The sequence below is a fragment of the Thioalkalivibrio versutus genome, from assembly GCF_001999325.1.
In the GTDB taxonomy this organism is placed as follows: domain Bacteria; phylum Pseudomonadota; class Gammaproteobacteria; order Ectothiorhodospirales; family Ectothiorhodospiraceae; genus Thioalkalivibrio; species Thioalkalivibrio versutus.
The window spans coordinates 35,120-48,020 of record NZ_MVAR01000007.1; the positions used below are offsets into that span (position 1 = coordinate 35,120).

The window sequence follows — 12,901 nt, forward strand, 5'->3', positions numbered from 1 at the left end:
GCGCGATCCAGCGACCTCCCGGGCTGGTAATCACCCGGATACCTGCCACACTCCATGGAGGGCGGTGTGCGGCCCTGGCGACCCGTTGTCCGGGGAAAACGATGCCAGTTATGAATGCGCCGGCGAGGCACAATATCTTCGTGGTCGGTCTGGACGACTTCCATCTGGGCCAGCTCCAGACCCTGCCCGGGGCGGAGGGTTATGCCTTCCACGCACTGTTCACACGCGAGGAGGTCAAGCCCTGCGCCCGGTTTCCGGTGCGTCGGATCCTGATCGAGGGTCGCGAACGGTTGAGCCAGTTTCCCGGCACGGTGGATGCCGTGGTCGGTTTCTGGGACTTTCCGGTCAGCACGATCCTGCCCCTCCTGCGCCAGGCCAGGGACCTGCCGGGGCCGACCCTGGAAAGCGTGCTGAAGTGCGAGCACAAGTACTGGAGCCGGCTTGAACAGGCCCGCGTTGCACCCGAACACATCCCGGCCTTCTGCGCGGTCAACCCGTTTGCCGACGATCCCCTGCGCGAGGTCACCCTGGATTTTCCGTTCTGGATCAAACCGGTGAAATCGGTGCTCTCCTACCTCGGCTTTCGCATCGGCGATGTGGACGACTTCCGGCGTGCCATGGAGCGGATCCGCAGGGAGATCGACCGCTTCGGCGAGCCCTTCAACCATGTCCTCGGACACGCGACGCTGCCCCCGGAGGTGGCCGCGATCGACGGCAATCACTGCATTGCCGAGGCGCTGATATCGGAGGGTCGCCAGTGCACGCTGGAAGGGTATGCCTGGCAGGGCGAGGTCCGGATCTACGGTGCCATCGACTCCCTGCGCGAGGGTGCAGCCGGCTCCTCGTTCTCCCGCTACCAGTACCCGTCCATCCTGCCGCAGACGGTACAGGCACGCATGGAGGAGATAGCGGACCGCGTGATCCGGCAGGTGGGCTATGACTGCGCCCCGTTCAACGTGGAGTTCTACTGGGACGAGGCCACGGACCGGATCTGGCTGCTGGAGATCAACACCCGCATCTCCAAGTCTCATGCCCCGCTGTTCCGGATGGTGGATGGCTGCTATCACCATCAGGTGATGATTGATCTGGGCTTGGGGCGCGCGCCGACGATGCCCCATCGCCAGGGGGCCTTCCGATGTGCGGCCAAATTCATGGTTCGCCGGTACCAGGATGCACGGGTCGTGCGGATGCCCACGCCGGCGGACATCGCGGCCGTCGAGGCCGAGTTCCCCGGTGTGGTCGTACAGATCGAAGTCGAGGAGGGCATGCTGCTGTCGCAGCTTTGTTATCAGGACAGCTACTCCTACGAGGTCGCTACCCTGTTTGTCGGGGCCGCGGACAACACCGAGCTGGAGCGAACCTATACGCGTGTGATGGAGCACCTGCCCATGGAGTTCGAACCCGTCGACGAGGCACAGCCATGAAAATCGTCCGCGACTTTCCCTACGCCGTGACGGTCGAGGAATACATCCCGATCCCGCTTGCTGACGGCACGCACCTGGCCGCCCGGTTGTGGCGCCCCGAAGGCGCCGAACAGCAAACCGTCCCCGCGATCCTGGAATACATCCCGTACCGACGGCGCGATTCCACCCGGCTGCGCGACGACGCGATGCATCACTACTTTGCCGGTCACGGCTACGCCTGTTTGCGGGTGGACCTGCGCGGGTCCGGTGACTCCGAGGGGGTGCTGGAGGACGAATACCTGCAGCAGGAACTGGACGACGGCGTGGAGGTTCTGCGCTGGATGGGTGAACAGCCCTGGTGCAACGGCAATGTGGGCATGATCGGCATCTCCTGGGGCGGCTTCAACGGCCTGCAGATCGCCGCGCTGCGGCCCCCGGAACTAAAGGCGGTGGTCAGCGTGTGCTCCACCGATGACCGCTATGCCGACGACGTCCATCACATGGGCGGCTGCCTGCTGGGGGACAACCTGTCCTGGGCCTCGACCATGTTTGCCTACAACTCCCTGCCGCCGGATCCGGAGATCGTGGGCGAACGCTGGCGCGAGATGTGGTTCCAGCGCCTGGAGGGCAGCGGGCTGTGGCTCGAGAAGTGGTTGCGCCACCAGCGCCGCGACGACTACTGGAAGCATGGCTCGATCTGCGAAGACTGGTCCGCGGTGCGAGCCCCGGTGATGGCGGTCAGTGGCTGGGCCGACGGCTACTCCAATGCGGTCTTTCGCCTGCTGGCCAACCTCCAGGGGCCGCGACTGGGTCTGGTCGGCCCCTGGAGCCACAAGTATCCGCATCAGGGTGTACCGGGCCCGGCCATCGGTTTCCTGCAGGAATGTCTGCGCTGGTGGGACCGCTGGCTGAAGGGTGAGCAGAACGGGATCATGGACGAACCCATGCTGAGGGTCTGGATGCAGGACAGCGTCCCGCCGACCACCCGCTACGAGGAGCGCCCTGGGCGCTGGGTAGGCGAACCACACTGGCCCTCGGCGAACGTGGAGTTCGAACCGTTGACCCTGGCCTGGCCGGGGAGGCTGGAGAGGGCATCGGCTGTCGCGCCGGAACGCGAAATGACCCTGCAGTCGCCGCTGAGCGTGGGCCTGTTTGCTGGCAAGTGGTGCTCGTATGCCGCGACCCCGGACCTGCCCCATGACCAGCGCGAAGAGGATGGCGGTGCCCTGGTGTTCACCAGCGCCCCGCTGGAAGAGCCCTTGGAGGTCCTCGGCGCCGCGATGCTGGAGCTGGAGTTGAGTGTCGACCAGCCCGTCGCAATGGTTGCGGCGCGGTTGTCCGATGTTGCCGCTGACGACAAGGCGACCCGCGTCACCTACGGGCTGCTCAACCTGACCCACCGCGAAGACGCCGAGACCCCGCAACCCCTGGAGCCCGGGAAAACCTACCGCGTCCGGGTCAAGTTCAACGACGTGGCCCAGCGCTTCCCGGTAGGCCATCGCATCCGGCTATCGCTGTCGACTTCGTATTTCCCGCTGGCATGGCCGGCGCCGCGGCCGGTGCGGCTGCGGCTCATGACGGGCGCGAGCCGTCTGCTTCTGCCCCGTCGCGCGCCGCGCGAAGACATGGATGCCCGAATCGCCTTCCCGCTCCCCGAGGGCGGGCCTCCCTCGACGGAAACCCATCAGCTAACGCCGCAGCTGCACAACTGGCGGGTCATTCGCGACCTGGCGGAGGACGAGTCGACTCTCGCGGTGACCAACGATGCGGGGACGGTACGGCTGGACGACCTGAACCTGGAGATGCAGCGGAAGGCGCTGGAGTGGTACAGCTACCAGGGTGACGACTTCAACTCGGTGCGTGGGGAGACCCTATGGGAACGCGGCTTCCGACGCGGCGACTGGGCGGTGCGCACGGTAACCCGAACGGTGCTTACCTCGAGCCCCACCGATTTCGAGATCCACGCCCAGCTGGATGCGTACGAGGGCGGGCGTCGCGTCTATGCCCGCAACTGGGACGTGAAGATCCCCCGCGACCTCGTCTGACAAAGCCACCAAGGGGGTTGGAGTCTGCCCGTGACAGCGCCCGATCCTGCGTTATGCTGGGCCCCCGCTGGTGCCATCGTCCGGTCTCGGGGGCGGTTCCATGGGGCACGCGCATCGTCGCTGCCCAGGGCCGGTTCCTCCCTCATGCGCAAACACCGGAACGAGGCATCGTTGGGAAACCCCTTGGGGACCTAGCGTGCGCAGGTACTACGCGAACCCCTATCCAACCTATGGATTAGAGAGAACGTTATGCGGGTCACCGTATTCAGTGTTCAGCAACACGATCGCGAGTTTCTGCTCCCTGCTTTTCAAGCGGCGGACATGAAGCCTCTCCTGCATGCCGAACGCCTGACCGCAGAGACGGTGCACCTTGCCACAGGGTCGGATGCGGTCTGCGTCTTTACCAACGATGACTTGCACCGGCGCGTGATCGACGGGCTCGCCGATCACGGGGTGCATGTGGTGGCGCTGCGCTGTTCCGGCTACGACAACCTGGATATCGACCGCGCCCGCGAGCGTGGCGTGCGCGTGGCCCGGGTGCCGGCCTATTCCCCGAACGCGATTGCGGAGCACGCCGTCGCCCTGCTGATGACGCTGAACCGGCGCGTTCACCTCGCCTGGGACCGCACGCGGCGAGGTGATTTTCGCCTCGATCACCTGACCGGATTCGATCTCGTTGGCCGCTCGGTGGGCATCGTCGGCACCGGCCGCATCGGCCAGGCCTTTGCGCGCATCATGCTGGGCTTCGGCTGCCGGGTGGCGGCGCACGACCCGTATCCGAACGCCGAGCTGCAGGCCGCGGGCGTCCAGTACCTCGAGCTGGATGCGCTGCTGGCGCAGTCCGAGGTGCTCAGCCTCAGCTGTCCACTGACCCGCGAGAACCGCCACATGATCAATGCCGAGACCCTGGCGCGGCTGCCGCGCGGGGCCTTCCTGATCAACACCGCCCGCGGGGCGCTGGTCGACACGGATGCGGCCGAGGCCGCGTTGGAGTCCGGTCAGCTCGGCGGGCTGGCGATGGATGTGTACGAGAACGAGGCCTCGCTGTTCTTCCGCGACTGGTCGCTGGCCGGGCTGCCCGATCGCCGCCTGGCGCGGCTGATGCAGCGCGACGACGTGCTGGTCACCGGCCACCAGGCCTTCCTGACTCGCGAGGCGCTGACCAACATCGCGGACCACACGGTGACCAACCTGCAGGTGCTGGCGGCCAATACCGAGGCTGCGGCTACCCTGGAGGGCCGAGTGGTTTGATCGGTGCCTTTCGCCTGGCCCAGCAGGCCAGGGTGCCTACAGCAGGAGCCGATACCCCGCACCGAGCGCGGCGCAGATGAGGATTAGCGGGATGATGCCCACCCGGAAACGGGCCAGGGCCATAAAGGCGGCGATCCCGAGCAGGGCCGAGAACCACTCGAAGGTGCCCTCGAAGCCGGCGGGCCACAGGACGTGCCAGGTGAAGAACACGGCCAGGTTCACGATCACCCCGACCACCGCGGCGGTAATGCCGGTCAGCGGGCCGGTGAAGTGCAGATCGCCCCGGGTGCGTTCGACCAGGGGCGCGCCCACCAGGATGAACAGGAACGACGGCAGGAAGGTGAAGAAGGTCGCGACCAGCGCCCCGAGCAAGGCGGCCAGCAGTACCTGATCCGGGCCGAGAAACGCCTGGGTCCAGCCGCCGATGAAGCCGACGAAGGTGACCACCATGATCAGCGGCCCCGGCGTGGCCTCGCCCAGCGCCAGCCCGTCGATCATCTGGGTCGGGCTCAGCCAGCCGTAGGTCTCCACTCCGCCTTGATAGACATACGGCAGCACCGCGTAGGCCCCGCCGAAGGTCACCAACGCGGTCTGGGTGAAGAACTGGCCCATGCGGGTCAGCGTGGCGTCCCAGCCAAATACCGTGAGCAGCAGACCGAACACCGCGGCCCACAGGCCCAGGCCGACCAAGAGGAAGCGGAACACCCGCGACCAGCGAAACTGCATCCTGGGCGCGGGTGGGGTGTCGTCGTCCACCACGGCCGGCCCCGTGGCCTTGTGGCTGCCGGCGCTGTGCGATTCGCCGCTGCGGAAGCGTTCCGGCCAGACCCGGCTGCCCAGCCAGCCGAGCAGCCCCGCGGCGATGATGATGTACGGGAACGGGATGTTGAGCACAAAGATCGCCAGGAACGCCGCAACGGCCATCAGCCATAGCAGGCCGTTGTTCAACACGCGTCCGCCGATGCGCCAGCCGGCATAGACGATGATTGCGATCACCGCCGGCTTAATGCCGTAGAACACGGCCTCCACCGTGGGCACGTCGCCAAAGGCCAGGTACACCCAGGACAGCCCGGTGATCAGGACCAGCGAGGGCAGGATGAACAGCAGCCCCGCCATCAGGCCGCCGAAGGTGCCGTGCAGGAGCCAGCCGAGATAGGTCGCCAGCTGTTGCGCCTCCGGGCCGGGCAGGACCATCGCGTAGTTCAGCGCATGCAGGAAGCGGTTCTCGGAGACCCAGCGACGCCGTTCCACCAGCTCCTCGTGCATCATCCCGATTTGCCCGGCGGCACCCCCGAACGAGATGAAGCCGAGCTTGAGCCAGTAGCGAAAGGCTTCGCCCCGGGTCGGGGCGTCTGGTCGTTTATCCGAGGGCTCTGTCATCCGTCACGTCCGTTCGGATTGGGCAGCGCTTGTCCGAGCCCATCCGCGTTGTCCTTGATTGCAACAAAAAGGCCCGGCGCCTTGCGGGGCCGGGCCTTGGGGAGCGCATCGGGGTGCCCGAGGCGCGAGGGGTTCTTAGCCCTCGTTGTGGTAGCGGGTGATCCGCTCCACTTCGCTTTTCGCGCCCAGGACCACCGGCACGCGCTGGTGAATGCCCGTGGGGCTGATATCCATGATGCGCTCGCGACCGGTGGTGGAGGCGCCGCCGGCCTGCTCGATGATGAAGCTCATCGGGTTGGCCTCGTACATCAGGCGCAGCTTGCCGGCGGTGCCCTTGGCCTGCATCTTGGAGTCCATCGGGTACATGAACACGCCGCCGCGCGACAGGATGCGGTGCACCTCGGCGACCATGGAGGCCACCCAGCGCATGTTGAAGTCCTTGTCGCGGGCGCCTTCCTTGCCGGCCAGGCATTCGTCGATGTAGCGCTTGACCGGGGCCTCCCAGAAGCGGCTGTTGGACATGTTGATCGCGAATTCCTCGGTGTCTTCCGGGATCTGCACGCTGTCCTTGGTCAGCAGGAACTCGCCGAAGTCCTTGTCCAGGGTGAACATCTGCACGCCCTTGCCGGTGGTCAGCACCATCATGGTGGACGGGCCGTACAGGCAGTAGCCGGCGGCGATCTGCTTGGTGCCCGGCTGCAGGAAGTCCTCGGTCTTCGGATCGGAGACGCCTTCCGGCGCCTTCAGGATGGAGAAGATCGTGCCGACGGAGACGTTCACGTCGATGTTGGAGGAGCCGTCCAGCGGGTCGAACAGGACCAGGTAATGACCGCGCGGGGCGCCGGCCGGCATCTCGCAGATCTCGTCCATCTCCTCGGAGGCGAGGCCGGCGGCGTGGCCGTTGTGGCCCAGGGCCTCGATGAACACCTCGTTGGTGATGATGTCGAGCTTCTTCTGCGTCTCGCCCTGCACGTTCTCGGAGCCGGCGGAGCCGAGAACGCCGACCAGGTCACCCTTGTCGACGAGGTCGGAGATCTTCTTGCAGGCCACCGAGATATCGTTCAGCAGGCCGGTGAATTCGCCGGTCGCGCCCTGGATACCGCGCTGGGTCTCGATAATGTAGTTGGTCAAAGTCGTGCCGATATGCATGATGCAATCCTGATGGTGTTGTGAATCGGGTGACACCGCGCAATCGAGGTGCGTGAGCACCATGACGGGGCGAACGGCCCCGGTGCGCCGAGTGTCTTAACCGGCATAGTGTAGCAAAAGCACCCGGATGGGCCGATCCGACGGGTAGTTCATGGCTTGAGCGGGCTGGCACTTGTCGTGCATGGCATCCGGGGCTGTATCCACAAGGGAGATTCGCATGCCGCAAAACGCGCTGTACGCCCAGTCCGGCGGGGTTACCGCCGTCATCAACGCCAGCGCCTGGGGGGTGATCGAGGCGGTGCGCGCCCATCCGGCCCATTTCGGCAAGATCTATGCGGCGCGCGACGGCATCCTCGGTGTCCTGCGCGAGGAGATCATCGACCTGGATCAGGAGGACCCGCTGACCCTCGCGGCCCTGCGTCATACCCCCGGCGGGGCGTTCGGCTCCTGCCGTTTCGACCTGGGCGATCCCGACAAGGATCCGGAACAGTACGAACGCCTGGTCGAGGTCTTCCGCGCCCATGACATCGGCACCTTCTTCTACAACGGCGGCGGCGGTTCCATGGATACCGCGCTGAAGATCGCCAGGATGGGGGATCGCATGGGCTTCCCGATCAAGGCGATCGGCGTGCCCAAGACGATCGACAACGATCTCGCCGTGACCGACTCCAGCCCCGGGTTCGGCTCCGCCGCCAAGTTCATCGCCACGGTCGTGCGCGAGGCCAGTCTGGATGTCGAGTCCATGCACACCAGTTCCACCAAGGTGTTCGTGCTCGAGGTAATGGGTCGGCATGCGGGCTGGCTGGCGGCCGCCGCCGCGCTGGCACAGGAGTTCGACGGCCAGCCGCCGATGCTGATCCTGTTCGCCGAGACCCCGTTTGACCAGGACGACTTTCTCGAGCACCTGAACCGGACCATCGAGCGTCACGGCTACTGTGTGGTGGTGGTCTCCGAGGGTCTGAAGAATCCGGATGGCACCCTGTTCTCGGTGGCACAAAGCCATGATGTGTATGCCTACACCCAGCTGGGCGGCGCCGCCCCGCGCCTGGCCGAGCTGATCCGCGAACAGACCGGACACAAGCTGCACTGGGCGGTGGTCGACTATATCCAGCGCTCCGCGCGGCATATCGCGTCGAAGGTGGACGTGGAGCAGGCCTATGCCTGTGGCCGTGCGGCGGTGGAGGGCGTGGTGGCCGGCGAGGATGCCTTCATGCCGATCATCCGCCGCGATTCCAACGATCCCTACCGCTGGAGTATCGGTTTTACCCCGCTGGAGACCGTGGCCGACGTCGAGCAGGGCATGCCGCGCGAGTACATCACCCCGGACGGCTACGGCATCACCCAGGCCGCGCGCGATTACCTGCGCCCGCTGATCCAGGGCGAGGACGCCCCGCCGTTCGACCAGGGCCTGCCCTGCTACCCGCGCATCCGGGGCGAATTGCTGCCCAAGCGTTGCCCTCCGTTCGAGGTCAAGACCGACTAGTCGTTTCCGGGCGAGTGGGCGTCGGCGTCCAGCCAGGCCCGCTGGAAGGCGAAAAACTGCCGGGCGACTCTGTCCGCCTCGTCGACGCGCAGATAGTCCGCGTGTTCGGCCGATGCACAACGCGCACAGACGAAGGTGATGCCCTCACAAAGGCTGGTGCAGCACGGGGTGTTGTCCGTGCGGCGCGGCCGGTAATGCACCCACACGGAGGCCGTATCCGCAACCGCGGTGGGCCCGGATTCCAGGCTGAGCGCCGCACCGCAGTGGCTGCAAGCCGCCTCGAGCCGGCTATGCGCGCCGCTCAGCATCGGGATGGCCAGCGCGTCGACGGCGCACATCGCGGCGACTGGACCGCGCCCGGCGACGCTGACCGTGATCCGCCCCGGTGCGGCGCTGTACGGGTAGCAGCCCAGACCCTGGGCCTGATGGGCCACGGCATCCAGCGCGGCCAGTCGCTCCAGCGCGCGGATATCCAGCTCCCGGGCCTCTGGTGGCCGTCCGCGCTGGCGCCAGTGTTCCAGGACTTCGAGATAGGCGGCGCGCACGGCTTCGGGGGCATCCCGCAGGCGCTGTTCCAGCGGGAAGTCGCCGCGCAGGCGTCCCAGGGCGGCGGTCACGTGCGCCGGCCTCATGACGAGGCGCAGCAGCCGCCCGGGCCCTCCTGCTGAATGGGCGGACAGGGCACGGTGCCGTAGGAGCAGAACACGCAGCAGTCTCCTGGAATCGGCCGGAGCAGGGCCCCGCAGCCGGTGCATTCGTAGAACCACTGGCAGGCGTCGGTGGGCATCGTTTCCGTCTTCTGGTGCCCGCATTCCGGGCAGGTCAGGGTCGAATCGGGCACGATCTCGTTCATATGCGTTTCAGCTCGGTTTGCGAGGATGGGAGCCAACGACCGGGGCTGGCGGGAAAAACCCCGCCAGACAACCGGAATCGGCACAAACGCCGTCTGGCCAGCGTCTATTCTCTGCCAAGCCCGCGCAAGACGGGCCCACAACCGGATCCCGGATGGAGGAAATCATGTACTCGCGCATTCTCAATCGCACCCTCGCCCTGACCGCTGCCAGTGTGCTGGCCGCCGCGTTTGTCGCGCCCGGCCAGGTCGCGGCCCAGGGCGCCTACTTTGCCCCGGCGGACGGTTCGCCGGACGAGGTCGCCTTCGAATACCGCATGCACGAATACGGCTGCGCCAATGTGCGCGGACAGTGGCGCGCGACCAACAACACGGATGACTGGCTGGAAGTCCGGGTCACCAAGACCGCCTACAACTGCCCCGGAGAGCTGGAAGACGACGTGCGCACGACGACCCGCCTGTGGCGCACGCTGGGTCCGGGCGAGACCCAGGAGCGCACGCGCGACAACTCCGTGTGCGGCGGGGCCTGGGCGCGTGGTGTCGAGGTCCTGGAGTACGAGATCAAGGTGGTCGACGCCCCCGACGAAAGCTGACAGACGTGTGAAACCGGCCGCGATTTTCGTTTGCGGCCGGTCAATTCGCGGTTCTGGCGGGCTACACTTCTAACAACCGTTCACCGATTTCAAGGAGTCTGCCCATGAGCGTTCATTCGTTCCGTCGAGTTCTGTCCGCACCCGCGGCACTGCTGGTCGCGCTGGCCCTGACCCTGCTGCCCGCCACCCCGGCATTCGCCGATGTCGGCATGCTGGATACCGGCAGCATGATCCAGCAGGCCAGCGCGGACGACACCCGCGCCCAGTTGCTGGAACAGCTCAATGACGCCGAGGTTCGCGCGCAGCTGATCGAGATGGGGGTTGATCCCGAGCGCGCCGAGCAGCGTGTGGCCCGCCTGACCGACGACGAACTGGCGCAGCTGGAGGCGCACATGGAGACCGACCCGGCCGGCGCGGCCAGCGTCCTGGGTGTGGTCGCCATCGTGTTCGTGGTGTTCGTGATCCTGGATGCGGTGGGTGTGACCGACATCTTCTCGTTTGTCGGACCGTCCCGCTAAGCCACGCCCTGCATGGGGTCCATCTCGACGCGGCGAGTTACGGGGTTTCTCGCGCTCGCCGCGCTTCTCTGGCTGACCGGTTGTGCCACCGCGCCGCAGAGCGCGGGTCTGGCGAGCGAGCGTCCGACGGACCTGCCGGCGCGCGTCGAACTGGCTGACACGCCGTTCTTTCCCCAGGAGCAATACCAGTGCGGCCCCGCCGCGCTGGCCACGGCGTTGAATGCCCGGGGGATCGACGCCGCGCTGGATGATCTGATCGAGGAGGTTTACATCCCCGCCCGCGCGGGCAGCCTGCAGACCGAGATGCGCGCGGCGGTGCGCGCGCGCGACCAGGTGGCCTACCGTATCGAGCCCCAACTGGAGGCGATCCTGCGCGAGGTGGCGGCGGGCAACCCGGTAGTGGTGTTTCAGAACCTCGGGGTGGCCCTGATCCCGGAATGGCACTTTGCGGTGGTTATCGGATACGACCTGGAGGATCGGGAGATCTTCCTGCGCAGCGGCCCGATCCAGCGCCACGTGAATTCCTTCGCCCGCTTCGAGCGCACCTGGGCGCGGGGTGAGCGCTGGGCCTTCCTTGTGATGTCCCCCGATACCCTGCCGGCCACCGCCCAGCCGCTGCGCTGGCTGCGTGCGGTCAACGAACTGGAACAGACCGGGCGCTTTGCGGCGGCGGCCACGGGCTACGAAACCGCCATGGACCGCTGGCCCGATGAACCGATCCCCTACGTGGGTCGCGCCAACGTGGCCTTTGCCCAGGGCGATCTGCCGGCGGCGGAGAATGCCCTGCGGGCGCTGGTCGAGCGCGATCCGGCCCGCCACGAGGGCTGGAACAACCTCGCGCACGTGCTGATCGCTCGCGAGTGCGGCGAGCAGGCACGCGAGGCCGCGAGCTGTGCGGCCGATCTGGCGGGACCGGGAGCGTATGCGCGCACCCTGGGCGCTGCGGCGGAGGCTCCGGACGGCGGCGCCGAGTGTCGAGCCCTGCCGCCCTGTGCCGTGGCGACCGAGGCACGCGCGCGGTAAGACCGCACGGCTTCCGTCATCGCGAGTCGCGAAGCCCGCGGCGATCGGCAGGGTGTGGATGACCGCGCACCGCTCGCAGGGACAGTCCCTGTTGCGTTAGGTCGAGCGTTTTTCCAGGGCCTGTTCGGCGTGCTTGAGCACCAGGCCCAGGTTCTGCTTCTCCACGTCCGTGACCTGCGGGTCATTCTTTACCGCTTGACGCAGGTGTTCCACCAATTGCGCCAGTTCGTCGCGCGAGATCTGATGGAAGTTGAAGCCGCCGCCGTAGCGGGACTCGAGCTGGTCCCAGTAGTCGGCAAGCGGGGGGCGGTAGTCGTCACTCATCGGGCTGTCCTTAGTTTGGTGCGGGCGCGGCGTGCGCGAAAGGCATTTTGTCTGTTCGCGGTGCTTGCGGTCTAATGGGGGCTTTCCTGACCGGCCATTCGCCCATGTCCGTTACTGCCATCTATCCTGGCACCTTCGACCCGATCACCCACGGTCACACGGACATCGTGCGGCGTGCGGCACGGTTGTTCGATCGCGTGGTAGTCGCGGTGGCCGCCAGTCCCAACAAGGGCCCGGCCTTCCCGCTGGAGACCCGCGTGGCCCTGGCCGAGCAGGCGGTAGGTGACATCCCCGGCGTGGAGGTGCAGGGCTTCGATGTCCTGCTCGCGCACTTTGTTCATGCGCAGCAGGCCAACGTGATCCTGCGCGGATTGCGGGCGGTGTCCGACTTTGAACATGAATTCCAGCTCGCAGCGATGAACCGACAGCTTGCGCCGGAGGTCGAAACGCTGTTTCTGACGCCAGCGGAGGAGTACAGCTTCGTCTCCTCCAGTCTGGTACGGGAAATCGCCCGATTGGGCGGCGACGTCTCAAAATTCGTTAGCCCCGGTGTGGCGCGCATGCTGGCCGAACAAAACGGCGCAGCACGCTAGCCGGGCCCCGCCACTGGATACGAGGAACGGCCCATGGCCCTGATGATCACCGACGAATGCATCAACTGCGATGTCTGCGAGCCCGAGTGCCCGAATGAGGCCATCTACCCGGGGGACGAGATCTACGAGATCGACCCCGCCCTGTGCACCGAATGTGTCGGCCATTTCGACGAGCCGCAGTGCCAGCAGGTCTGCCCGGTGGACTGCATCCCGCTGGATCCCGATCACAAGGAGACCCGCGAGCAGCTGACGGCCAAGTACGACGCCCTGATGGCCGCGAAGTAGGCCG

Annotated in this window: 14 protein-coding genes; 9 read left to right on the forward strand and 5 right to left on the reverse strand. The window is 66.6% G+C overall.

The window, feature by feature from the left end:
- Positions 1–110: 110 nt before the first annotated feature.
- From B0684_RS02825 to B0684_RS02835, 3 genes are all read left to right on the forward strand, one after another.
- Positions 111–1,424 (forward strand): ATP-grasp domain-containing protein, encoded by a 1,314-nt coding sequence (locus B0684_RS02825; protein WP_018175950.1) that lies wholly within the window; start codon positions 111–113, stop codon positions 1,422–1,424.
- On the forward strand, positions 1,421–3,448 hold the full coding sequence (locus tag B0684_RS02830) for a CocE/NonD family hydrolase (protein WP_018649603.1): 2,028 nt from the start codon (positions 1,421–1,423) through the stop codon (positions 3,446–3,448). The genes B0684_RS02825 and B0684_RS02830 overlap by 4 nt, the downstream gene beginning before the upstream one ends.
- Positions 3,449–3,697: 249 nt before the next feature.
- Complete coding sequence (locus B0684_RS02835) at positions 3,698–4,699, forward strand: 2-hydroxyacid dehydrogenase (RefSeq protein ID WP_018175951.1); 1,002 nt, start codon at positions 3,698–3,700, stop codon at positions 4,697–4,699.
- A 36-nt stretch (positions 4,700–4,735) separates the two neighbouring features.
- Here the strand turns inward: B0684_RS02835 and chrA are convergent, their stop codons facing one another.
- Both chrA and B0684_RS02845 read right to left on the reverse strand, forming a co-directional pair.
- Positions 4,736–6,079, reverse strand: coding sequence for a chromate efflux transporter (gene chrA / locus B0684_RS02840; protein ID WP_018649604.1), 1,344 nt, complete (start codon positions 6,077–6,079; stop codon positions 4,736–4,738).
- Between the two features lie 135 nt (positions 6,080–6,214).
- Complete coding sequence (locus B0684_RS02845; RefSeq protein WP_018175953.1) at positions 6,215–7,228, reverse strand: class 1 fructose-bisphosphatase; 1,014 nt, start codon at positions 7,226–7,228, stop codon at positions 6,215–6,217.
- Between the two features lie 217 nt (positions 7,229–7,445).
- On the opposite strand from B0684_RS02845, the gene B0684_RS02850 reads away from it, so the two are divergent.
- Entirely contained in the window at positions 7,446–8,711 is a 1,266-nt protein-coding gene (locus B0684_RS02850; RefSeq protein WP_018175954.1) for a 6-phosphofructokinase, read from the forward strand.
- On the opposite strand, the gene merB is transcribed toward B0684_RS02850, so the two are convergent.
- Positions 8,708–9,343: an organomercurial lyase gene (gene merB / locus B0684_RS02855; protein ID WP_018175955.1), complete on the reverse strand. Its 636-nt coding sequence runs from the start codon at positions 9,341–9,343 to the stop codon at positions 8,708–8,710. The genes B0684_RS02850 and merB overlap by 4 nt on opposite strands.
- Positions 9,340–9,564 carry a GDCCVxC domain-containing (seleno)protein gene (locus tag B0684_RS02860; protein WP_018175956.1) on the reverse strand — a complete coding sequence of 75 codons (225 nt, stop codon included), beginning with the start codon at positions 9,562–9,564 and terminating at the stop codon, positions 9,340–9,342. The genes merB and B0684_RS02860 overlap by 4 nt, the downstream gene beginning before the upstream one ends.
- Positions 9,565–9,716: 152 nt before the next feature.
- Between B0684_RS02860 and B0684_RS02865 the strand changes: the two genes are divergently transcribed.
- The 3 genes from B0684_RS02865 (at position 9,717) to B0684_RS02875 (ending at position 11,695) form a co-directional block, all read left to right on the forward strand.
- Positions 9,717–10,154, forward strand: coding sequence for a hypothetical protein (locus B0684_RS02865; protein WP_018145016.1), 438 nt, complete (start codon positions 9,717–9,719; stop codon positions 10,152–10,154).
- Positions 10,155–10,258: 104 nt separating this feature from the next.
- Positions 10,259–10,672 carry a PA2779 family protein gene (locus tag B0684_RS02870; protein ID WP_018145017.1) on the forward strand — a complete coding sequence of 138 codons (414 nt, stop codon included), beginning with the start codon at positions 10,259–10,261 and terminating at the stop codon, positions 10,670–10,672.
- Positions 10,673–10,684: 12 nt separating this feature from the next.
- Entirely contained in the window at positions 10,685–11,695 is a 1,011-nt protein-coding gene (locus B0684_RS02875) for a PA2778 family cysteine peptidase (RefSeq protein ID WP_018175957.1), read from the forward strand.
- A 96-nt stretch (positions 11,696–11,791) separates the two neighbouring features.
- Here the strand turns inward: B0684_RS02875 and B0684_RS02880 are convergent, their stop codons facing one another.
- Positions 11,792–12,019 (reverse strand): hypothetical protein, encoded by a 228-nt coding sequence (locus B0684_RS02880; RefSeq protein ID WP_018168855.1) that lies wholly within the window; start codon positions 12,017–12,019, stop codon positions 11,792–11,794.
- Positions 12,020–12,123: 104 nt separating this feature from the next.
- On the opposite strand from B0684_RS02880, the gene coaD reads away from it, so the two are divergent.
- Positions 12,124–12,612: a pantetheine-phosphate adenylyltransferase gene (gene coaD / locus B0684_RS02885; RefSeq protein WP_018145020.1), complete on the forward strand. Its 489-nt coding sequence runs from the start codon at positions 12,124–12,126 to the stop codon at positions 12,610–12,612.
- Positions 12,613–12,645: 33 nt separating this feature from the next.
- The gene (locus B0684_RS02890) at positions 12,646–12,897 is read left to right on the forward strand and encodes a YfhL family 4Fe-4S dicluster ferredoxin (protein ID WP_018168857.1); all 252 of its coding nucleotides are present in this window, start codon (positions 12,646–12,648) and stop codon (positions 12,895–12,897) included.
- The last annotated feature ends 4 nt before the right edge of the window (positions 12,898–12,901 follow it).

Excerpts from the sequence above, each read along its gene's own strand:
- B0684_RS02825 (WP_018175950.1), top strand. The coding sequence starts at position 111 with ATGAATGCGCCGGCGAGGCACAATATCTTCGTGGTCGGTCTGGACGAC.
- B0684_RS02830 (WP_018649603.1), top strand. The coding sequence starts at position 1,421 with ATGAAAATCGTCCGCGACTTTCCCTACGCCGTGACGGTCGAGGAATAC.
- B0684_RS02835 (WP_018175951.1), top strand. The coding sequence starts at position 3,698 with ATGCGGGTCACCGTATTCAGTGTTCAGCAACACGATCGCGAGTTTCTG.
- chrA (WP_018649604.1), bottom strand. The coding sequence starts at position 6,079 with ATGACAGAGCCCTCGGATAAACGACCAGACGCCCCGACCCGGGGCGAA.
- B0684_RS02845 (WP_018175953.1), bottom strand. The coding sequence starts at position 7,228 with ATGCATATCGGCACGACTTTGACCAACTACATTATCGAGACCCAGCGC.
- B0684_RS02850 (WP_018175954.1), top strand. The coding sequence starts at position 7,446 with ATGCCGCAAAACGCGCTGTACGCCCAGTCCGGCGGGGTTACCGCCGTC.
- merB (WP_018175955.1), bottom strand. The coding sequence starts at position 9,343 with ATGAGGCCGGCGCACGTGACCGCCGCCCTGGGACGCCTGCGCGGCGAC.
- B0684_RS02860 (WP_018175956.1), bottom strand. The coding sequence starts at position 9,564 with ATGAACGAGATCGTGCCCGATTCGACCCTGACCTGCCCGGAATGCGGG.
- B0684_RS02865 (WP_018145016.1), top strand. The coding sequence starts at position 9,717 with ATGGAGGAAATCATGTACTCGCGCATTCTCAATCGCACCCTCGCCCTG.
- B0684_RS02870 (WP_018145017.1), top strand. The coding sequence starts at position 10,259 with ATGAGCGTTCATTCGTTCCGTCGAGTTCTGTCCGCACCCGCGGCACTG.
- B0684_RS02875 (WP_018175957.1), top strand. The coding sequence starts at position 10,685 with ATGGGGTCCATCTCGACGCGGCGAGTTACGGGGTTTCTCGCGCTCGCC.
- B0684_RS02880 (WP_018168855.1), bottom strand. The coding sequence starts at position 12,019 with ATGAGTGACGACTACCGCCCCCCGCTTGCCGACTACTGGGACCAGCTC.
- coaD (WP_018145020.1), top strand. The coding sequence starts at position 12,124 with ATGTCCGTTACTGCCATCTATCCTGGCACCTTCGACCCGATCACCCAC.
- B0684_RS02890 (WP_018168857.1), top strand. The coding sequence starts at position 12,646 with ATGGCCCTGATGATCACCGACGAATGCATCAACTGCGATGTCTGCGAG.